This is a genomic window from Aeromonas sp. ZOR0001, assembly GCF_000801015.1.
Classification (GTDB): domain Bacteria; phylum Pseudomonadota; class Gammaproteobacteria; order Enterobacterales; family Aeromonadaceae; genus Aeromonas; species Aeromonas veronii.
In genome coordinates, this window is record NZ_JRJY01000147.1 from 1 (window position 1) to 20,969 (window position 20,969).

General features: G+C 61.6%; 16 protein-coding genes. 10 read left to right on the plus strand and 6 right to left on the minus strand.

The window, feature by feature from the left end:
* The coding region (gene arcC, locus L972_RS18030) for a carbamate kinase (RefSeq protein WP_047440038.1) at nt 1–675 on the plus strand (675 nt) is incomplete at its 5' end.
* Nucleotides 676–828: 153 nt separating this feature from the next.
* Here the strand turns inward: arcC and L972_RS18035 are convergent.
* The 4 genes from L972_RS18035 to L972_RS18050 form a co-directional block, all read right to left on the minus strand.
* On the minus strand, nt 829–2,052 hold the full coding sequence (locus tag L972_RS18035) for an MFS transporter (protein ID WP_047440040.1): 1,224 nt from the start codon (nt 2,050–2,052) through the stop codon (nt 829–831).
* Nucleotides 2,053–2,107: 55 nt separating this feature from the next.
* Nucleotides 2,108–2,878 carry an ABC transporter ATP-binding protein gene (locus L972_RS18040; protein WP_047440042.1) on the minus strand — a complete coding sequence of 257 codons (771 nt, stop codon included), beginning with the start codon at nt 2,876–2,878 and terminating at the stop codon, nt 2,108–2,110.
* Nucleotides 2,871–3,923, minus strand: a complete 1,053-nt coding sequence (locus L972_RS18045; RefSeq protein WP_047440043.1) for a FecCD family ABC transporter permease — start codon at nt 3,921–3,923, stop codon at nt 2,871–2,873. The genes L972_RS18040 and L972_RS18045 overlap by 8 nt, the downstream gene beginning before the upstream one ends.
* Nucleotides 3,924–4,022: 99 nt before the next feature.
* On the minus strand, nt 4,023–5,144 hold the full coding sequence (locus L972_RS18050; protein WP_047440045.1) for an ABC transporter substrate-binding protein: 1,122 nt from the start codon (nt 5,142–5,144) through the stop codon (nt 4,023–4,025).
* A 263-nt stretch (nt 5,145–5,407) separates the two neighbouring features.
* Here L972_RS18050 and L972_RS18055 point away from each other — a divergent pair, with 263 nt between their 5' ends.
* The 3 genes from L972_RS18055 (at nt 5,408) to L972_RS22040 (ending at nt 7,577) form a co-directional block, all read left to right on the plus strand.
* Complete coding sequence (locus L972_RS18055; protein WP_047440047.1) at nt 5,408–6,331, plus strand: DMT family transporter; 924 nt, start codon at nt 5,408–5,410, stop codon at nt 6,329–6,331.
* A gap of 161 nt (nt 6,332–6,492) precedes the next feature.
* Nucleotides 6,493–7,110 (plus strand): sodium:calcium antiporter, encoded by a 618-nt coding sequence (locus L972_RS22035; protein ID WP_231560952.1) that lies wholly within the window; start codon nt 6,493–6,495, stop codon nt 7,108–7,110.
* Nucleotides 7,083–7,577, plus strand: a complete 495-nt coding sequence (locus L972_RS22040) for a sodium:calcium antiporter (protein WP_231560953.1) — start codon at nt 7,083–7,085, stop codon at nt 7,575–7,577. Before L972_RS22035 ends, L972_RS22040 begins: the two co-directional genes overlap by 28 nt.
* A 103-nt stretch (nt 7,578–7,680) precedes the next feature.
* On the opposite strand, the gene yqeB is transcribed toward L972_RS22040, so the two are convergent.
* Together yqeB and yqeC are read right to left on the minus strand one after the other, a co-directional pair.
* A complete protein-coding gene (gene yqeB / locus L972_RS18065) occupies nt 7,681–9,273 on the minus strand; it encodes a selenium-dependent molybdenum cofactor biosynthesis protein YqeB (RefSeq protein ID WP_047440049.1) in 1,593 nt (530 codons plus the stop codon).
* Between the two features lie 27 nt (nt 9,274–9,300).
* A complete protein-coding gene (gene yqeC, locus L972_RS18070; protein WP_047440053.1) occupies nt 9,301–10,149 on the minus strand; it encodes a selenium cofactor biosynthesis protein YqeC in 849 nt (282 codons plus the stop codon).
* A gap of 1 nt (nt 10,150) precedes the next feature.
* On the opposite strand from yqeC, the gene mocA reads away from it, so the two are divergent.
* The 6 genes from mocA to L972_RS18100 all read left to right on the plus strand — a co-directional run bounded on the left by mocA (nt 10,151) and on the right by L972_RS18100 (nt 20,958).
* A complete protein-coding gene (gene mocA, locus L972_RS18075; RefSeq protein ID WP_265176584.1) occupies nt 10,151–10,798 on the plus strand; it encodes a molybdenum cofactor cytidylyltransferase in 648 nt (215 codons plus the stop codon).
* Between the two features lie 320 nt (nt 10,799–11,118).
* A complete protein-coding gene (ygfK, locus tag L972_RS18080; RefSeq protein ID WP_047440056.1) occupies nt 11,119–14,229 on the plus strand; it encodes a putative selenate reductase subunit YgfK in 3,111 nt (1,036 codons plus the stop codon).
* Nucleotides 14,230–14,259: 30 nt separating this feature from the next.
* Complete coding sequence (ssnA, locus tag L972_RS18085; protein WP_047440058.1) at nt 14,260–15,588, plus strand: putative aminohydrolase SsnA; 1,329 nt, start codon at nt 14,260–14,262, stop codon at nt 15,586–15,588.
* Between the two features lie 80 nt (nt 15,589–15,668).
* Nucleotides 15,669–16,445 (plus strand): molybdopterin-dependent oxidoreductase FAD-binding subunit, encoded by a 777-nt coding sequence (ygfM, locus tag L972_RS18090; protein WP_047440059.1) that lies wholly within the window; start codon nt 15,669–15,671, stop codon nt 16,443–16,445.
* The gene (locus tag L972_RS18095) at nt 16,442–19,339 is read left to right on the plus strand and encodes a molybdopterin-dependent oxidoreductase Mo/Fe-S-binding subunit (protein ID WP_204524413.1); all 2,898 of its coding nucleotides are present in this window, start codon (nt 16,442–16,444) and stop codon (nt 19,337–19,339) included. Before ygfM ends, L972_RS18095 begins: the two co-directional genes overlap by 4 nt.
* Nucleotides 19,340–19,434: 95 nt before the next feature.
* The gene (locus L972_RS18100; protein ID WP_047440060.1) at nt 19,435–20,958 is read left to right on the plus strand and encodes a nucleobase:cation symporter-2 family protein; all 1,524 of its coding nucleotides are present in this window, start codon (nt 19,435–19,437) and stop codon (nt 20,956–20,958) included.
* Nucleotides 20,959–20,969 lie beyond the last annotated feature (11 nt).

Consider the following 20,969-nt stretch of genomic DNA (forward strand, 5'->3'; position numbering starts at 1 on the left):
TATGACCTGCAAAACGCCCTGCGCGAAGCTCTGCTGGAACGCGGCATCCACAAGCCGGTCGCCACGCTGGTGACCCAGGTTGAGGTGGATAAAAACGATCCCGCCTTCCTTGACCCGAGCAAGCCCATCGGCGGCTTCTTCAGCAAGGAGGAGGCCGAGGCGCTGATGGCGCAGGGTGAGCACCTCAAAGAGGACGCCGGTCGCGGCTATCGCCGGGTGGTCGCATCCCCCAAACCCGTCGATATCATCGAGAAAGAGACCGTCTCTGCCATGCTGGCCGCCGGTCAGGTGGTGATCACCGTCGGTGGCGGCGGCATTCCGGTGCTGCGCGAGGGCAATCACCTGCGCGGTGCCAGTGCGGTGATCGACAAGGATTGGGCCAGTGCCAAGCTGGCGGAGCTTATCGACGCCGACATGCTGATCATCCTCACCGCGGTGGAGAAGGTCGCCATCAACTTTGGCAAGCCCGAGGTGCAGTGGCTCGATCAGCTGAGCGTCGCCGATGCCAACAGCTTTATTGCACAGGGGCAGTTTGCCAAAGGATCCATGTTGCCCAAGGTGGAGGCGGCGCTCTCGTTTGCCACATCCATGCCGGGGCGCAAATCCCTCATCACCCTGCTGGAGAAGGCCGCCGAGGGGATCGCTGGCAAGACCGGTACCGTGATCAGCCTGTAATCATGCGTACTGATCCATAGGGGGCATCCGGCCCCTGACAGAGTGTGGAGCCTAGGCTCCACACTCTGTTTTATTGGGATGGCAGTGACGGATCATCACTGTCGATCATGCTCTGCAGGCCAGAGGAACCGCTCTGTGGGAGTGGTAATGGGGCTAGTTGGAGTGGCGACCGGATTTTGTGGATGGCAGAAACCTGTAGAGGCCGATACCGGCGAGCAAACCAATCATCGCCAGCAGCAGCCAGATGACTGTGGCGGGGCGGCTGCCCGCATCCCCCAACATAAAACCGATGAGCAGGTTGCCAAAGAGCGCCATGCAGCCGCCAGCGCTGGCATAGAAGCCGTAGTAGCTGCCGAGCTGCTCGGGAGGGGCGTATCGGGGCAGTTGGGCGGAAAAGAGCGGGAAGCAGAGAATGGATCCGAGCGATAGCAGGGCTACCTGCGTCAACACGCCTGCCGTCGGCCAAGGTGCCAGCAGCGGTAGAGCCAGGTAGCTCAAGCCCATCATCCCGATACCCAACCCCATGGCGAGCGGCACTCCCAGGCGCCTCTCTACCAGACGGGAGGCTGGTAGCTGGAGCAGGACGCCGATCACCGCCGAGAGGGTAAAGACGCCGCCGAGCAGGTAGGTGGCGTCCGGCAGACTCTGGATATGGGCGGGCAGGGCGAGATAGAGCTGGTGGAACAGGATCTGGTAGCTGCCCGCCAGCAGGGTAAACACGATAAATGGGCGCTGGCGCACTATCTCTCTCCATTGGCGCAAAATGGCGCCACGCGGACTCTGGTGGCTCACCGGGCGTTTGGGCAGCACCCGGTATTGCAGCACGCCGAGCAGGGCGAACAGACTCGCCGCCAACAAGCCGGTCAGGGTATAGCTCTGCTGGGTCAGTGTCAGTCCGACCAGGGGCCCGAGCAGCATGCCCACCTCGCTGGCGAGATTGTGCAGGGCAAAGGCGCGCTGACGCTGGCTCGGGTTGTGGCATTCGCTGGCAAGATACGCCTGGGCGCAAGGGGTGAACAGGGCCCCCGCAAAGCCGGTGAGGGCGGCGGCCAGCAGCAGGATGGGCAGGGACTCGGCCCAGCCGAGCAACACGAAGCCTATGGAGCGTACCAGGCAGCCCCAGACGATGGCGGGGTGATAGCCGATGCGATCCCCAAGGGTGCCTCCCAAGAGAAAGAGCCCCTGCTGGCTGAAGACCCGCATCCCCATGACCAGGCCACATGCCCAACCGGCGAGACCCAGCCCGCTGCCCATGTGCTGGGCGAGGAAGGGCATCATCATGTAGAAGCCGAGGTTGAAGGCCAGCCCGTTGGTAATAAGCAGGCGGGCTGCCGGGCTCATGCCCTGCCAGTCCCGCCAGTAAGAGGCGCCGTTCATGTGCGCCTCCCGCCAGCGCGTGGAGAGGTGGTTGCAGGGGGGGCGCAGCGCTGTGTCATGACGCCTTTCGCACGGTTCTGAGGAAGGGGATGCCGCTCAGGTCGTGGCTTATCTCCACCGGCACATGGTAGAGGCGCTCGATAAGGGCCGCGTCGAGCACCCGGGCGGGGGGGCCGAAGGCCTGTAGATCGCCCCCTGCCAGCACGATCAGCTGATCGGCAAATTGGGCTGCGAGGTTGAGATCGTGCAGCACCACCAGGGTGATCCACTGCTGCTCGCGGGTCTGCTGACACAGGTGCTCCATCAGTTGCATCTGGTGGTGCAGATCCAGGGCGCTGACCGGCTCGTCCAGCATCATGATGCGGGGATCGCGCAGCAGAACCTGGGCGAACAGTACCATCTGTCGCTGGCCGCCGCTCAAGGAGTAGAGGGGGCGATCAGCCAGATGGGCGATGCCGAGCGCCTGCAGGGCGCGACCCGCCGCCAGAATGTCCTCGTCCGCCAGACGCATGGAGAGGCTGTCGAGGCGCCCCAGCACCACCACTTCGATGACGCTCAAGTCCAGCTCCAGCTGGATGTTCTGGGGCATGTAGCCAAACTGCTGGCGCCACCTGGCCTGCGTCATCTGGCGGGCACTCTGGCCCCCCAGGCGGATATCGCCGCCATCCGGGGTCAGCTCACCAAACAGGGCGCGCATCAAGGAGGTCTTGCCGGTCCCGTTCGGACCGATGATCACGTGGACCTGACCCGGATGCAGGGTGAGGTTGAGCTCTCGCAGCAGGGTCTGCTGGCCGAGGGAGAGGGAGAGTCGGGATATTTCAAGCACGTTTACGCCCCCTGCCGAGGATCAACCAGATGAAGAAGGGCACGCCAATCAAAGCGGTGACGATGCCGATGGGAAAGAGGGCCCCCGGAATGATGGACTTGGAGAGCACCGAGGCCGCCGAGAGCATGCAGGCGCCGCACAGGGCCGAGAGCGGGATAAGAAAGCGCTGATCCTCCCCCACCAACATGCGAGCGATATGGGGCGCCACCAGGCCAACGAAGCCGATGACACCGACGAAACTGGTGGCAGTGGCGGTAAGCAGGGCGACCAGTATCAGGGTCTTCATGCGCAACCTGTCCACGTTGACCCCGAGGCTGCGGGCGCGGGCTTCCCCCAGACGCAGGCTGGTGAGGGCCCAGGCGTCCCGGTAGATGAGCAGGGTGCAGATCAGGGTGACGGCGGCGGTGATGATCAGGGAGTCCCAGGTGGTGCGCATCAGGCTGCCAAACAGCCAGAACAGGATCTGCTGGTTGAGCTCGGGGGAGGAGAGAAACTGCAGCAGGGAGAGCAGGGACTGGAACAGGAACAGCAGGGCGATGCCCGCCAGGATCAGGGTCTGGCTGCTGACATGGCGCATCATGGCCAGGCCAAATAAAAGGCTCGCGGCAAACATGCAGAGGATGAAGGCGCCAGCCGGAATGGCCACAAGAGGAGGGAGTCCAAGACCGCCGGTATAGAGCGCCAGTGCGGCACCGAGCCCCGCTGCCGCCGCGAGCCCCAGGGTGTAGGGGCTGGCCAGCGGGTTATCCAGCAGGGTCTGCATCTGGACGCCGCCAAGGCCCAACGCCGCACCGACCACCAGCGCCATCAGGGCGATGGGCAAGCGCATGTCATGGACTATGGTGCGGGTCATGGGATCAGTCTGGGCGGGGGCGAGCAGGGCATCGACCACTTCGCCCAGTGGCAGCAGGGAGGGGCCGGTGGCGATGTCGAGCACCAAGGTAATGCACAGCACCAGGGTGAGCAGCAGGAGCCAGTGCCCACGACGGCGCTCCCGTTGCCGCTGGCGGGCGAGGGTCTGCTGCAGGGCAGCCAAATCATTCATGATGACAATCCTGAAACGGGCGCCATGAGAGGCGCCCACAAGGGTGAAAGAGGGATGAAGAGGGCTTTGCCTAGACAGGCAAAGCCCGAACGACCGGATTCAGTTTGCGTCACCCTGCTTGATGCCCAGCATAAAGGTGCCCTGGGGGCGGATGGGCAGATAGCGCTGGTAGAAGCCCTGATAGGTGGCCAGTGGATCGAGATCCTGGAACAGATCCGGGTAGAGGGCCTTGGCCATGAACTCGATGAGCGCGGCATCCATGATGCTGCGGGTGGCGCCGTGATAGACCGCATAGAGGCGACCCTGCTGCACTGCGGGCAACTCGCTCCAGCCCGGACGGGCGGCAAAGCCTTGCAAACGCTGGCGCACTGTCTCTGCCGACACATCCTGGCCAACCTGCATCGCCTCTGCGCTGCTCACGCTCTCGTAGCCCGCCATCAGGATGACCTCGGGTTTGCTCGCCAGCAGTTGCTCAGGGTGGATGGGGCCCCAGCGCTCGACGAAGGGGGCGGCCACGTTGTCACCGCCCGCCAGCAGGACCATGGCGCCCCACATGTCCTTGCCATAGGTGTAGCTGTACTCGGCCGGGCCCTTGTCACCCAGCTCGATATAGACCCGAGGGGGCTGGCGCTTCGCGGCGGCGATGCGGGAGGTGATGATGTCAATCTTGGCCTTGTATTCGTCGGCCATCTGTTGGGCACGAGCTTCCTGACCTGTCACCTTGCCCAGCAGCAAGGTGCTCGCCATGTGGCGCTCCAGGGTCTGGGCGTTGTAGTCGATGACCACCACCGGGATCCCGGCCTGTTCGAAGCGTGGCAGATCCGGGCCGAGGGCCTCATATTGCCACTTCGCCAGGATCAGCAAATCGGGCTTGACCGCCAGGGTCTTCTCGATGGAGAAGCTCTGATCCTGCACATTGCCAAGGTCAGGCACCTTGGCCAGTTGCGGCAGGCTGGCCACATAGAGCGACCAGATGGCGGGGCGGGATTTGACGAACCAGCCACGGGACATGCCCACCAGCCGATCGGCGCCGCCTTCACCGGCCACGGCCAGATAATCCTCGGGATAGAAACCGAGCACGATACGGCTGGCCGGCAGGCTGAGGGAGACCTTGCGGCCCATCACATCTTCTACTTCAACCGGGGGATTTGCCTGCGCCATCCAGCTCATCAGGGCGAGCTGACCGAGCAGCAGCAACTTTGCCAGGGGGTGACGAAACATCTTGTGAAAACCTTGAACGGATTTTGGGGTGAGAAGTATTAGCATTTGCGTTTAATGATGGCAATCGATTTTACCAGGGGTCACATAAGGGACGTATATAGCGTGTTGGTCGTTCGAGGCCCACCTTGGCAAGGTTCTTCGCCAACGCCCCTCTTCAGGGGGGCGTACACGTTTGGGCTGTCGGCCCCCACAAGAGTAAGATGGTCCTTTTCGGGGCTGGTTAGCCCGGCATGCAGGCGCACAGGCGCCAAAAAGGCAGAGTAATGAGCACAAAGATCAATATGGCGGCGCTGGGGGGACTGGTCCTGCTCACCGCCATCTGGAGTTACAGCTGGATCGTGATGAAGCAGGTGATGCTCTACGCGGGGGCCTTCGAGTTCACCGCCCTGCGCTGCCTGTGCGGATCTCTGGTTCTGCTGCTGGTATTGGCCCTGCGCGGGCGCCGTTATCTCAAGCCCACCCCGTTTCGCTATACCCTGGCCATCGCCCTGTTCCAGACTTGTGGCATGGTGGGGCTGGCCCAGTGGGCGCTGATCAGCGGCGGGGCGGGCAAGGTGGCCATTCTGAGTTACACCATGCCGTTTTGGGTGGTGATCTTCGCGGCGCTCTTTCTCGGCGAGCGGATGCGCAAGCTGCACTATCTGGCGGTCGGGGTGGCTGCCTGCGGCCTGCTGTTGGTGATCCAGCCCTGGCTGCTGCACCTTGAATCCCTCAAGAGTGCGCTCTTGGCAATCCTCTCCGGCATCTGCTGGGGGATCAGCGCCATCATCGCCAAGCGGATGTATGCCCGCCATCCCGGGGTGGATCTGATGTCCCTCACCACCTGGCAGATGATCTACGCCACCCTGGTGATGACACTGGTGGCGGCGCTGGTACCGGAGCGCCCCATCGACTGGCAACCCTACGTGATGGGGGCGCTGGCCTATAGCGCCATCTTCGCCACCGCCATCGCCTGGAGTCTCTGGTTGTTTGTGCTGAAAAAATTGCCAGCGGGTATCGCCAGCCTCAGCACTCTGGCGGTGCCGGTGACCGGCGTGCTGCTCTCCTGGTGGCTGCTGGGCGAAAATCCGGGGCCGGTGGAAGGGAGCGGCATCGCCCTTATCGTGCTGGCATTGTTGGTGATTAGCCGCAAGGGCAAGCGCTCCGTGGTATCGGTGGCGGGGGAGACCCGCATCAAGCACGGTTGAGGGGGGACTGGGCTGCCAGTGGCACAATAAACAGCACTCAAAAGAGCCCGCGACAGGGGACCAGCCCCTAGTTACAATGGCGTGGTCTGACTGTGCTTGGAGCACAGGTATCTGATTTATTGTGATTATTTCAACGAACCTAACGGCAAGGATGAGACCGTATGATGACGCTGGTGTGGTTGGCTGTAGGCCTGGTGTGTCTGGTGGTGGGGGCCGAATCTCTTGTGCGGGGCGCATCTCGCCTCGCCACCATGATGGGGATATCGCCACTGGTGGTGGGATTGACCATAGTGGCCTTTGGGACCAGTGCTCCCGAGCTGGCGGTGAGCATCCAGTCTGGCCTCGAGGGGCAGGCAGGGATAGCGGTGGGGAACGTGGTCGGCAGCAATATTTTCAACGTGCTGTTTATTTTAGGTATTTCGGCACTGATCGTACCATTGACCGTCTCCCAGCAACTGGTACGTCTCGACGTTCCCTTGATGATAGTGGTCTCTTTTCTGGTGTTGTTGCTGGGCTACGATGGCCGTATTGCGCCACTGGAAGGGGCGCTGCTGTTTGCCGGCATCATCGCCTACACCGGGTTTCTCTTTGTCCAGAGTCGACGGGAAAACAAAGCGGTGCAGGCGGAGTACGAGCAGGAGTTTGGTATCCGTGAAGCGAGTACGGCGGGCAACTGGTTGCGCAATCTGCTCTTTATTGCCGCAGGTCTGGGTCTGCTGATCCTCGGCTCCCGCCTGCTGGTTGCAGTGCAGTGGAGATTGCCCACTACTTCGGGGTGAGCGATCTGATCATCGGCTTGACCATAGTGGCTGCCGGTACCTCCTTGCCCGAAGTGGTGACCTCCATCGTCGCAGCCCTGCGCGGGGAGCGGGATATCGCGGTGGGCAACGTGGTCGGCAGCAATATCTTCAATATCCTCTGCGTGCTGGGACTCACCTCCATGGTGACGCCGGGAGGGCTTGAAGTGTCGGCCACCGCCCTTCAGTTCGATATTCCGGTAATGATTGCGGTGGCGCTTGCCTGCCTGCCCATCTTCTTTACCGGTTACACCATCGCCCGCTGGGAAGGGGCGCTGTTTCTGGCCTACTACATCGGCTACACCTGCTGGCTGATCCTCCACGCCACATCCAGTCCGCTGCAAGGTCAGTTCAGTGCAGCGCTAACCGGTTTTGTATTGCCGCTCACCGCCATCACTCTGGTTGTGCTGGCGGTGCGAGCCTGGCGATTGCAACGAACCCGGTCGTGATGCAGGTTCTCCTGATGTAAAGGAGCTGCATCAACCGACAGGCCGAAAAAAGCCCCACCATCATGGTGGGGCTTTTGCTTGGTGAGGGGGACGCGAAGAGCCGTTATCGGCGCTGGGCCAGATGCATCATGGCTTCGAGTACGGCGCCACCGATAGCGCGGGCCTTGTCCGATACCGTAGTGGCGTCGGCGCGCTCGCCGCGCGGGTCGATATCACCGATCTTGAAGCCGATGGTCACCTCGATGCCATCGCTGAGCAATCCCCGCACCATGCCGGAGAGGGGCGCGATAATGGGGGTATCTCCTACATGGGCGATCACATCCCCTTCCTGCACCAGATCGCCGAGCTTGATAAGGCTCTTCATCACCCCGGGGGCAGGGGCGCGCACCACCCGGCGGGCGGAGTGCCCCTCGATGACACCGGGAATGCCGGTATTGGGCTGGGCGGGGCCCTGATAGATGACTCGGCCCAGATGGTGGCCACGGTTGGTCTCGATCACCGCATCGCAGTCGCGCCCCGCCTCAAAGCCCGGGCCGAGGGCCACCGTAATGGGGGCCATCTCCTTGTGAGTGCCGAGGTTCTGCTTGGCGAGGATGGCATCCACCAGATAGCGCGGTTTGAGCTCGGCAAGGGTGGCGCAGTCGGGGTCAACCAGCAGCGGAATGATGCCTCGATCCAGCTGTTCGAACGCTTGCTCAACGCTCTCGACCCGCTTGGCGCGCACACCCTCGACACTGGTTTCGCCATCGAACATCCCTTGAGCGAAGGCGACGGTGCGGCGGATCACCGTGGGCTTGTCGAGATCCAGCATCACCACCTTGAAACCGGCATTGTGCAGGCGCAGCGCCACGCCAGTAGCGATATCGCCGGAGCCACGCATCACCACCAGTTGATCCCGCTTGAGGCGAACATCGTCCTGCATCAGCCCACCCGATTTGCCGTTTTTCACCTGCAGCAGCTCGGCGAGGATGCTGATGGCGATCTCCTCGGGGGTTTCGGCACCTATGTTGTAGCCGATGGGGGCGTGCAGCTGCTGCAGTTGCTCCTGGCTCACCCCTTGCTGGCGCAGCGCCTGGGTGAAGGTCTGCACCTTGCGCTTGCTGGCGAGCAGCCCCAGATAGGCGAGGGGGCGATTGATGAGCCGCTCCAGCGCCTCCTTGTCCTGATGGTTGGTGGCGATGATGACGAAGTTGGCGGGCTCGATGGCCAGCGCCTCGATCACCGCGCTGATGGTATCAGCCTGTTTGAGGTGAGTGCCGACGGGGAAGTGATCGGGATTGAGGCTCCCTTCAAAACAGTCGCCCACATGGATATCAAAACCCAGCGGTGCGGCGGCATGGGCCAGCGCCCGGTTGACGTGACCGGCGCCGATCAGTACCAGACGGGGGCGCAGGCCATAGACATCGATATAGACCGACATGGCGCCGCCACAATCCGACCCGACCGCATGTTCGCCGTTGCGCGCCATCCGGCCGTGGAAGATGCGCGGCTTGCGCTCGGCAATGGCGGCCATCGCTTCCTCGATCACCAGCCGCTCGATCATGCCGCCGCCGATGGTGCCGAGGATCTGGCCATCGGCCATCACCAGCATCTGGGCCTGATGGCGGGGGGTGGATCCCCGGCTCTCGATGATCTGGGCCATGGCAAAGGGAGTGTTCTCCTGTTCCAGTCGGGCTGCGTGTGCAAACAGATTCATAAGGTACCTCTTCTTATCCTTAAACCATCATGGGCGAGGCGGTTGTGCCTCATCCTGAGCGAAGTAACCGAGTGCGAGGCGAATGGGCTGAGGTTCGCGAACCGCCCCCTGCCAGATGGCATGGATCTCGGGGTGGCGGCTATGCAGCTTTATCAATTCATCGAGCCACGACGCCTCATTTTGATAATCCCCATTGATAAACCAGATCCGGCGCGCCCTGGCCGGGGTGCCCTTGAACAGCCCCCCGGGGTGGGAGAGCAGCTGGTGAAACAGGGCCCAGTCGAGGGGGTCACCGGCCTCTATCCCGCACAGGGCCTGAAGCTCTGCCCAGCGGTGGATCTGCTGCGGGTCGGCCTTGGCCCCCACCATGGCGCCGCCCGTCAGGGCGATCACCCAATCACTGCTTTGGGGAATGCAAGGTTCGTGCAAAGCGGGCACTTTCAATAACTTGTGATTGGCGCCATCCGCTTCGACCAGGATCAGATCGAAACGCTGCTGCCCTTTGATGAGATCAATCTGCTGGGGCGTGGGGCCCGCCACCTTGCCGCTGGCCTGATCGATATGGCTGAACAGGGCGACCAGAGTTGGCTCATCGGGCAGTTTTTGGCAGCGGGTCAGCTGGCGGACGGGATCGGCTTCCAGGATCAATTCCCGATAGTGTGACGGGGCAGGCAGAAACATCCGGGTGGTGGTGGTAATTAGCACCCTCTTACCCTGTTTATAAAAATATTCTGCCAGCCAGAACAGAGTGCTGGTTTTTCCACCGGCCCCGCAAAGGCTAATTAAGGTGGTATGGCTATCAATATTTTTGGTGAGCGGATTTAATAGCAGTTCTATATCTGGAAATGCGACAGCAACAGCGTGTGGTAGCGACATGATGACGACCAAAATAAATAACGAAGGGAGTGGAAAACAACGTTGCCAGCAACAAGTGCAGTGTGACTGTATAATAACGGCTGCGGGTTTATCTTCCCGAATGGGTACCTGGAAAATGATGCTACCTTATTGCCAGGGGACAATGCTTGATGCAAGTCTCAAAAATGCCCTGGCCTTTTGTCCGCGGGTTATTCTGGTGGTGGGCCATCGTGGCGAGGAGCTTCAAGCCCGCTACGGATCACGGCCGGATATTGTTGTCGTCCACAATCCCGACTATCGGCAGGGGCTGGGCAGCTCCATCCGCTGCGCCCTGGCGGCCAGTGACGCTGACTACCTCTTTATCAGCCACGGGGATCTCCCCTGTATCCCGCGCGATGTCTATCAACAGCTCTGGCAGGTACGGGGCTGTGAGACTCTTTTTCCCACCTGGCAGGGGGAGGCGGGCCATCCGGTGTTGCTGCCAAAATCCCTTGCCCGCGAGTTGGCAGCGGCCCCGGTGCAGTCGTCGGTACGGCGCTGGTTGCAAGGGCATCCGCACCGTATAGTGCCCGTCGACAGCCCCGCCATCCTGTTTGATGTGGATACCCCGGAGCGCTATCAGGCGCTACTGGGTGGCATTCTTGAAAATGAGAGCGAGCCCACGAAATAACCCAGTTTAAAAAGATAACGGGGAGATAAATGGCGTATCAAAGTGATATTTCTCGCACTTGATCTGATAGGGCGAGCTCTTTTTAATCAGCTCATTAAGTAAATTTCAGAGTGATTGATAACTACTCGCAATACCCATAATGGTGGCATCGTAAATTATCTCCATTAATTGGAGCTGTCTCACGCTTTTACCGTAAAAAAATAGTTTTGTAACTGTAGTGGCCTGATTGTTGCTCTTCTCCTTGCCAAGGGGGAACACCCGTGCGGGATACCCCATTTATTCATGCTGCCAATGGGCAGAACAGCTGCAAGGAGATAGCCATGGGCGATATTATGCGACCCGTTCCGTTCAAGAATCTGCTGACCCGTATTTTTGCGGAATATAAAGAGAGTCAGAGCATTTTCGGTATTCCCGCTGCGCAATTCTATCGCAAACAGGACGAGCGCAAGATCAAGGTGTTCGGTGAAACCTGCGAGACCCCCATTGGCCCGGCAGCCGGCCCCCATACCCAGTTGGCCCAGAACATCGTCACCTCCTGGCTGACCGGCGGGCGCTTTATCGAGCTCAAGACGGTGCAGATCCTGGACCGTCTCGAACTGGAAAAGCCCTGTATCGATGCCGAGGATGAGTGCTTCAACACCGAGTGGTCCACCGAGTTCACTCTGCCCAAGGCATTTGACGAGTATCTTAAAGCCTGGTTTGCCCTCTACCTGCTGGAGGAGGTGTTTTACCCGCGTCTTGAAGGGGAGGCCAAGTCTTTCATTTTCAACATGAGCGTGGGTTACAACCTCGATGGCATCAAACAGCCACCGATGCAGCAGTTCATCCACAGCCTGATGGATGCAAGCCAAAGTCCGAAATTTGCCGAGTACCAGCAGGTGCTGCGCGAGCTGGTGGCCGACGAGCAGTTTATCGCCGAGCTGGGACTGGGGGCGCGGCGCGATCGCCTGCAACAGCTGGTGGAGCGCATCCCGGCCGAGCTGGTGCACGGCGTCACCCTCTCCACCATGCACGGCTGCCCGCCGAACGAAATTGAAGCCATCTGCCGCTACATGCTGGAAGAGAAGGGGCTCAACACCTTCGTCAAACTGAACCCGACCCTGCTGGGCTACCCGCGGGTGCGCGAGATCCTCGACACCTGTGGCTTTGATTACATTGGTCTGAGCGAAGCGTCGTTCGATCACGACCTCAAGCTGGATCAGGCCAAGGCGATGCTGACCCGTCTGATGGCGCTGGGGGCCGAGAAGGGGCTCACCTTCGGGGTCAAGCTGACCAACACCCTGGGCACCATCAACCGCAAAGGGGCGCTGCCGGGGGATGAGATGTACATGTCCGGCCGTGCGTTGTTCCCGCTCTCCATCAACGTGGCGGCCGTGCTGTCCCGCGCCTTCGATGGCAAGCTGCCTATCTCCTACTCGGGCGGCGCCAGCAAGTTCAACATCGCGGAGATCTTCGAAACCGGCATTCGTCCCATCACCATGGCCACTGATCTGCTGAAACCGGGTGGTTACCTGCGCCAGATTGAGTGCCTCAAAGAGATAGATGCCTCCGACAGCTGGGCCATGAGTCAGGTAGATGTGGCCAAGCTGGAAGCGCTTGCCGCCAAGGCCCTCACCATGGATTACACCCAGAAGGAGTGGAAATCCGACGATCGCATCGAAGTGGGTGGCGGTCTGCCGCTGACCGACTGCTACGTAGCGCCCTGCGTCACCGCCTGCGCCGTGCATCAGGATATCCCCGAGTACATTCGCCTGATGGGCGAGGGGGAGTATGTCGCGGCCCTTGAGCTGATTTATCAGCGCAACGCCTTGCCCGCCATCACCGGCCATATCTGCGATCACCAGTGCCAGTACAACTGCACCCGCCTCGACTACGACAGCGCGCTCAATATCCGCGAGCTGAAAAAAGTGGCGCTGGAGCGCGGCTGGGAAGGGTACAAGGCGCGCTGGCACAAACCGGCAGGCAGCGGTGACAAGCATCCGGTTGCGGTGATTGGCGCAGGCCCTGCCGGTCTCTCCGCCGGTTACTTCCTGGCCCGCGCCGGCCATCCGGTCACCGTGTTCGAGCGCGAAGCGGATGCCGGTGGCGTAGTCAAGCACATCATCCCCGAGTTCCGCATCCCGGCCGAGCTTATCCAGCACGATATCGACTTTGTCGCCGCCCACGGGGTCAAGTTCGAGTTTGGCTGCGATCCGGCGCTCACCGTCGACAAGCTGCACGCCCAGGGCTTTACCTATGTCTTCGTCGGCATCGGTGCCGACAAGAATGGCGGTATGAGCCTCGATGGGGGGCACGAGCGGATTTACAAATCCTTCCACTTCCTGCGCAGCTTCAATCAGGGCAAACCGCTGCCGCTGGGCCGCCATGTAGCGGTGATCGGTGCCGGCAACACCGCCATGGACTGTGCCCGCGCCGCCCTCAAGGTGCCCGGTGTCAGCGATGTGACCGTTATCTACCGCCGCAGCGAGAAAGAGATGCCCGCCTATCGCGAGGAGGTTCTGGAAGCTGTGGAGGATGGGGTGCGTTTCTGCTTCCTCACCAATCCGGAGCGCTTTGACAAAGATGGCAAGCTCACCGTGCGGATGATGGCGCTGGGGGAACCTGACGAGCAGGGCCGCCGCCGTCCGGTGCCTACCGAGCAGACCGAAGTGATGCAGATGGATGCCCTGATCACCGCTATCGGCGAGCAGCCTGACTGCGAGGTGCTCAAAGCGATGGGCATTCCTCTTGGCAGCGATGGCTGGCCCGAGGTGGACAGCCAGACCGGCGAAACAAGCCGTCGCAACGTATTCCTTATCGGTGACGTGCAGAGCGGCCCGTCCTCCATCGTCGGAGCCATCGGTGGTGCCCGCCGCGCCGCGGATCTGGTGCTCTCTCGCGAGCATATCGCCAGCCAGCAGAGTGAAGTGACCATCCAGCCATCGGGCAAGGATGAGATCTATCGCCGCAAGGGGAGCATCGCCGTCACCATGGTCGACAAGAGCGAGCGGGAGGCCTTCGTGGCGCAAGAGGCGCACCGTTGCCTCGAGTGCAACTACCTCTGCAGCAAGTGCGTGGATGTCTGCCCCAACCGGGCCAACGTCGCCATCGCGGTGCCGGGCTTCAAGAATCAGTTCCAGACCCTGCACCTGGATGCCTACTGCAACGAATGTGGCAACTGCGCCCAGTTCTGCCCGTGGCAGGGCAAGCCCTATCAGGACAAGGTCACCATCTTCAGCCTGCCCGAGGACTTCGACAACAGTCGCAACCCCGGTTTCTATCTGGCTGACGGTGGCGAACTGCGGGTGCGTCAGGATGGTGAGACCTATCGCCTGACCATAGACGCCCAGAGCCGGATCAAGGATGCGCCTGCGGCCCTTGGCGATATGTGCCGGATCATCAGCCATGTCCACGCTCATCACCACTACCTGCTGGGGGCCGTCGAGGCCTGAGCGAACCACGAATAAGCGAAGGAGCAAACCATGTTTATTCTGAAGAACGTCACCGCTGTCCAGCTGGAGCCGACCCGGGTGCTGGAAGGGGTGGATATCGCCATCGAAGGATCGCTTATCAAAGCGGTGGGGCCCAATCTGCGGGCCCTCTACCCGGAGGCCAACTATCGGGAGATGGGGGGCAAGCTGGTGATGCCGGGCATCGTCTGTGCCCACAACCACTTCTACTCCGGCCTGTCGCGGGGGATCATGGCCAATATCGCCCCCTGCCCGGATTTTATCTCCACCCTGAAAAACCTCTGGTGGCGGCTGGATCGGGCGCTTGATGAAGAGTCCCTCTACTACAGCGGCCTCATCTGCTCGCTGGAAGCGATCAAGAGCGGCTGCAGCGCGGTGATTGACCACCACGCTTCGCCCAACTTCATCAAGGGCTCCCTGAATGTGCTGCGCAAAGGGTTTATGGAGGCGGGCCTGCGCGGCATGACCTGCTTCGAGACCACGGATCGCAACGGTGGCCTCGCCGAGCTGCAGGCCGGGGTGGAGGAGAACATCCTGTTCGCCCAACAGATCGATGCGGCCAAGGCCAAGGGGAACGAACCCTATCTGGTGGAAGCTCATATCGGTGCTCACGCCCCCTTCACCGTGCCTGACGAGGGGTTGGCCATGCTGCGCGAAGCGGTGCAGGTCACCGGTCGTGGTCTGCATATCCATGTGGCGGAAGATCGCTACGACATGGCTCACGGCCACCACCACTATGGCAAGGAGCCCATCGCCCGGTTGGACGAGTTTGGCCTGATCGACAGCAAGTCGCTTGTCGCCCACGGCATCTACCTGAGCCCGGCCGACATTGAGTTGCTCAACAGCCGCGATGCCTTCCTGGTGCACAACGCCCGCTCCAACATGAACAACCACGTGGGCTACAACATGCATCTGCCGGAGTATCGCAATCTGGCGCTCGGCACCGATGGCATCGGCTCCGACATGCTCGAAGAGCTCAAGTTCGCCTACTTCAAACACAAGGATGCCGGCGGCGCCCTGTGGCCAGACAGCTTTGCCCGCTTCCTCTGGAACGGCAACACCCTGCTGGAACGCAACTTCGGCGCCAAATTTGGCCGCCTGGAGCCGGGCTACAAGGCCGACCTCACCATTTGCGACTACGACGCACCGACCCCGCTGGCGCCGCGCAACCTCGGTGGCCATCTCGCCTTTGGCATGGGATCGAACAGCGTCAACAGCGTGATGGTCGAGGGGCGCATGGTCTATCAGGATCGCGAGTTCCCGTTCGATGTCGCGCCCATTTACGAGCAGGCCAGCAAGGTGGCGAGCCGCCTGTGGCAACGGATGGATCAGCTGGCCTAAGGCCACCTTCCACAGTTTTGGACCGGATTGCCCGCCCTGTGGATTTTCCCGGCGGCGGGCAGCAAGAGTAAGGACGACACATGATTGAGCAATTCTTCCGACCCGAGCAACTGGGTCAGGCTTTGGAACTCAAGGCCAGCTTCGGCAACGACGCCGTTTACATGGGGGGCGGCAGCAAGCTTAACGCCGCTCCGACTCGCACCGACAAGAAGGTCGCTATCTCGCTGGACAAGCTGGGACTGAACCAGATTGAGCAGCAGCACGGCCAGCTCCATATCGGCGCTACCGTCACCCTGCAGACCCTGAAAGATGATCCCCGTACCCCGGCCGCCCTGTGCGACGCGCTGGGGTTTGTCTACTCCCGCCATCTGCGCAATCAGGCCACCCTCGGCGGTGAAATTGCTTGCCAGCAGCAGGACTCCCCCTTGCTGCCGGTGTTGCTGGTGCTCGAAGCCGTGGTCGTGCTGGAGAACAACCTGTTGCAACCCATCGACGCCTATCTGGCGGGGCAGCGCAATGCCCTGGTGCTCGGAGTTGTGCTGCCGGAGCCTGAACTGCGCTGCGCCACCCGCCGCATCAGCCGCAATGCCGATGGCTTGGCGGTGATGACCGCCGCCGTGGCCCTCGACAGCATTGGCGAAATGCGGGTGGCTGTCGCTGGCGTCACCCCGCAGCCGATGCGCCTGCGGGATCTGGAGCGCCGAGAACTGCACGACGCTGCGCTGGAGGCGGCCGTGAGCGAGCTGATTGCGCCCCGTGAGGATCTGGCGGGCAGCATAAGTTACAAGCGGTATATCACCGGCGTGGTAGTGGCGGATCTGCTGGTGGATTGCCAGCAGCAGGAGGTGCAAGCATGATGGAACTCAACTTTACCCTGAACGGTGCCCTGCGCACCGTCATCTGCAAGGCCGGTGACAATGCCCAGCGGGTGCTGTTTAACCAGTGCCGGATGCACTCGGTGCGCAACAGTGACGACGGCTTCGGTTTTGCCGGCTCCGATGCCATTCTCTTCAACGGCAAGGTGATCAATGCCTCTCTGCTGATCGCCGCCCAGCTGGATGGATCAGAGGTGCGCACCGCCGAGTCGCTGGGCAGCTGGAACCAGCTTAGTCTGGTGCAGCAGGCGATGGTAGATGTGGGCGTGGTGCAGTCGGGCTACAACGATCCGGCCGCCGCGCTCATCGTCACCGACCTGCTTGATCGCCACCCCGAGCCCACCCGTGATCAAATCGACGATGCCCTCTCGGGCCTGTTTCACCGCGACGGCGGTTATCAGCAGTTCTATCAGGCCATCGAGCTAGCTTGCTCACGGATGAAGGATCCCGATTACCTGTGCCAGATCGCCCCGGAGTTTCGCGACGATCTGCGCCACATCGGCAAGAGCTGTCCGAAAGTGGACGCCGCCAAAATGGTGCAGGCCAAGCCCTGCTACGTGGAGGATCGGGTCACCGAGGATGCACTGATCATCAAGATGTTGCGCAGTCCCCATCCCCATGCGGTGATCACCAAACTCGACGTGAGCCGCGCCGAGGCGCTGCCGGGTGTCGTGCATGTCATCACCCACCTCAACTGCCCGGATGTGTTTTACACCCCGGGTGGTCAGAGTGCCCCTGAGCCGTCACCGCTCGATCGCCGCATGTTCAGCCGCAAGGTGCGCCATGTCGGTGATCGTGTTGCCGCTGTGGTGGCCGAGAGCGAAGCCATCGCATTGGCAGCGCTGAAACTCATCGAGGTTGAGTATCAGGTGCTGCCTGCGGTCATGACCATCGATGAGGCGATGGCTCCCAACGCACCCCTGGTTCACGACGAGCCCATCGTCTACATGGCCGGTGCGCCTGCGGATCTCGAGCAGCAGAACGCCTGCTCGGTGCGCCGCGGCGATGAGCACATGATCATCAACTTCCCCATCGGCTCCCGCCCCCACGAGAACCTGGCCGCCAGCGTCCATGGCCAGATCGGCGATGTGGCCAAAGGCTTTGCCGAGGCGGACGAGATTGTCGAGCGCACCTACGAATCGACCCAGGCCCAGCAGTGCCCGACCGAGCCGCACATCTGCTTCACCTATATGGATGGGGATCGTCTGGTCATTCACGCCTCTACTCAGGTGCCGTGGCACGTGCGCCGTCAGGTGGCGCGTATCGTCGGCCTCAAGCAACATCAGGTGCACGTGATCAAGGAGCGGGTAGGGGGCGGTTTTGGCTCCAAGCAGGACATTCTGCTGGAAGAGGTGTGCGCCTGGGCGACCAAGGTCACCGGCCGTCCGGTCACCTTCCGCTACACCCGTGAAGAGGAGTTCATCAGCAACACCTCTCGCCACGTGGCCAAGGTAAAGGTGAAAGTGGGGGCCAAAAAAGATGGCACCATCACCGCCATCGACATGGATTTTCGCGCCAACACCGGCCCTTACGGCAACCACTCATTGACGGTGCCAAGCAACGGCCCGGCGCTCTCCCTGCCGCTCTATCCGTGCGACAACGTGCGCTTTACCGTCAACACCTACTACAGCAACATCTGTCCGACCGGCGCCTATCAGGGCTACGGCGCGCCCAAGGGCAACTTTGCCCTGACCATGGCGATTGCCGAACTTGCCGAGAAACTGGGGATCGATCAGCTCGACATGGTGGAGCACAACCGGGTGCACGAAGGGGATATCCTCAAGGTGCTGGGTGCCATCGGCGAGGGCAAGATGCCCACCTCGGTGCCCCACGCCGCCAGCTGTGCCCTCGAACCCATCCTCAAGCTGGGTCGCGAGTTGATTGCCTGGGATAGCCCCAAACCCGCTGACGGGGATTGGCGCATCGGCCGTGGTGTCGCCATCATCATGCAAAAATCGGGGATCCCCGATATCGATCAGGCCAACTGCATGGTCAAGCTGGAATCGGACGGCACCTTTATCGTTCACTCCGGTGGCGCCGATATCGGCACCGGCCTCGATACCGTGGTGGCCAAGCTGACCGCCGAGGTGCTCGGTTGCCCGCTCAGCGATGTGCATGTGATCTCTGGCGACACCGACCACGCCCTGTTCGACAAGGGGGCCTACGCCTCGTCCGGTACCTGCTTCTCCGGCAACGCGGCCAAGATGGCGGCCGAGAACCTCAAGGCGAAGATCCTGTTCCACGGCGCCGCCATGCTGGGCGAGCCGGTGGAGGATGTGGAACTGGTTCACCCGGGTATCGTGCGCGGCAAGCAGGGGGAGGTGACCCTCGCCAAGCTGGCCCACAAGGCCGAGACCGGTACCGGCTTCGGCATTCTGGTGGGCACCGCCAGCTACATCACTTCGGAGCTCGCCTTCCCGTATGGCGCCAACTTCGCCGAGGTGGCGGTCAACGTCAGAACCGGCGAGATCCGCCTCGACAAGTTCTACGCCCTGCTCGACTGCGGTACCCCCATCAACCCGGAGCTGGCCCTCGGCCAGATCTACGGGGCGACCATGCGGGCCATCGGCCACACCATGACCGAAGAGATCTGCTACGACAGCAAGGGCATCCCGCTCACCCGGGATCTGAAGAGCTATGGCGCGCCCAAGATTGGCGACATTCCCCGCGACTTCCGGGCCTTCCTGGTACCGAGTGACGACAAGGTTGGCCCTTACGGCGCCAAGTCCATCTCGGAGATTGGGGTGAACGGCGCGGCGCCTGCCATCGCCACCGCCATCCACGACGCCTGCGGTGTCTGGCTGCGCAAGTGGCACTTCACGCCGGAGCAGATCCTGCGCGCGCTGGGCAAGCTGGAGCAAAAAGTGTCGGCATAACAAAAGAAAAGGTGAGGGGCGGGCGCCAGCTCGCCCCCAGCGCCTGACGGCGGAATGAGTACTCCGCCTACATTCTGTGTGATGGGACAAACACGATGTCTAAAACAACACGCAAGCACTCGGATCTCATTTACGAGCTGGAAGACAAACCCCCGTTTTATCAAACCCTGATGGGCGCAGTGACCCATCTGCTGGCCATTTTTGTCCCCATGGTGACCCCGGCGCTGATCGTCGGCGGCGCCCTGGGCCTCTCCACCGAGACTACCGCCTATCTGGTCTCCATGGCGATGATCGCCTCCGGTATCGGCACCTGGTTGCAGGTGAACCGTTATGGCCCCATCGGTTCGGGGCTGCTCTCCATTCAGTCGGTCAACTTCTCCTTCGTCACCGTGATGATCGCGCTCGGCGGCGCCATGAAAAAAGATGGCATCCACGAGGAGCTGATCGTCTCGACCCTGCTCGGGGTCTCCTTTGTCGGCGCCTTTCTGGTGATGGGCTCCTCCTTTGTGCTGCCCTACCTCAAGCGGGTGATCACCCCGACCGTGAGCGGTGTGGTGGTACTGATGATTGGCCTGAGCCTTATCAAGGTGGGGATCATCGATTTTGGCGGCGGCTTCTCCGCCATGAGCAGCGGCACCTTTGGCAAATACGAGCACATCGGGCTGGGGCTCTTGGTGCTCTGCGTTATCGTCGCCTTCAACTGCAGCCGAAGCCCGCTGCTGCGGATGAGCGGGATCGCCATCGGTCTGATGGTGGGCTATGCGGTGGCCCTGATGCTCGGTATGGTGGATTTCTCCGCCCTTGAAAACCTGCCGCTTATTACGGTGCCGATCCCGTTCAAGTACGGTTTCTCCTTCGATTTTCACGCCTTTATGTTGGCGGGCACCATCTATCTGTTGAGCGTGCTGGAGGCGGTGGGGGACATCACCGCCACCGCCATGGTCTCCCACCGGGATATTCAGGGTCCCGAGTTTCAAAAACGGCTCTCCGGCGGTGTGCTGGCGGACGGGTTGGTCTCGGTGATCGCCTCGGCACTCGGCTCTTTGCCGCTCACCACCTTTGCCCAGAACAACGGCGTCATCCAGATGACCGGGGTGGCCTCACGCCATGTGGGCAAGTTTATCGCCGTCATCCTGGTGCTGCTGGGGCTCTTCCCGGTGGTGGGGCGCTTCTTTACCACCATACCGTCACCTGTGATGGGGGGCGCCATGGTCATCATGTTCTCCATGATCGCCATCGCCGGTGGTCGCATCATCATCAGCCACGGTTTCGATCGGCGGGAGACCCTGATTGTCGCCACTTCGCTGGGTCTTGGGCTCGGGGTTTCCTACGACCCGAACGTCTTCAAGGTGCTGCCGGCGGGTATCTACATGCTGGTGGAGAACCCCATCTGCGCCGGCGGCATCACCGCCATCATCATGAATCTGGTGTTGCCACAGAGCCGCAAACGCAAGGCGGCCGTCAGGGATGCAGAGGCGGTTGAAGTGATCCAGCTGAGCGACAAGCCGGATGTGATCTTTACCGCCCGCAGTGCGGGCCAGCCATTGGCCAGCAAGGTTGAGGGGTCACCAGAGCCAGTGCCCGGGCAGGCGGTGGCGCCACAAGTGGAACGGATCTGACGGTTAAACCG

Coding starts and splice junctions, on each gene's coding strand:
- mocA (WP_265176584.1), top strand. CDS start 10,151: ATGACGACCAAAATAAATAACGAAGGGAGTGGAAAACAACGTTGCCAG.
- L972_RS18055 (WP_047440047.1), top strand. CDS start 5,408: ATGAGCACAAAGATCAATATGGCGGCGCTGGGGGGACTGGTCCTGCTC.
- L972_RS18045 (WP_047440043.1), bottom strand. CDS start 3,923: ATGAATGATTTGGCTGCCCTGCAGCAGACCCTCGCCCGCCAGCGGCAA.
- L972_RS18035 (WP_047440040.1), bottom strand. CDS start 2,052: ATGAACGGCGCCTCTTACTGGCGGGACTGGCAGGGCATGAGCCCGGCA.
- L972_RS18100 (WP_047440060.1), top strand. CDS start 19,435: ATGTCTAAAACAACACGCAAGCACTCGGATCTCATTTACGAGCTGGAA.
- yqeB (WP_047440049.1), bottom strand. CDS start 9,273: ATGAATCTGTTTGCACACGCAGCCCGACTGGAACAGGAGAACACTCCC.
- ygfM (WP_047440059.1), top strand. CDS start 15,669: ATGATTGAGCAATTCTTCCGACCCGAGCAACTGGGTCAGGCTTTGGAA.
- ssnA (WP_047440058.1), top strand. CDS start 14,260: ATGTTTATTCTGAAGAACGTCACCGCTGTCCAGCTGGAGCCGACCCGG.
- ygfK (WP_047440056.1), top strand. CDS start 11,119: ATGGGCGATATTATGCGACCCGTTCCGTTCAAGAATCTGCTGACCCGT.
- L972_RS18050 (WP_047440045.1), bottom strand. CDS start 5,144: ATGTTTCGTCACCCCCTGGCAAAGTTGCTGCTGCTCGGTCAGCTCGCC.
- yqeC (WP_047440053.1), bottom strand. CDS start 10,149: ATGTCGCTACCACACGCTGTTGCTGTCGCATTTCCAGATATAGAACTG.
- L972_RS22035 (WP_231560952.1), top strand. CDS start 6,493: ATGATGACGCTGGTGTGGTTGGCTGTAGGCCTGGTGTGTCTGGTGGTG.
- L972_RS18095 (WP_204524413.1), top strand. CDS start 16,442: ATGATGGAACTCAACTTTACCCTGAACGGTGCCCTGCGCACCGTCATC.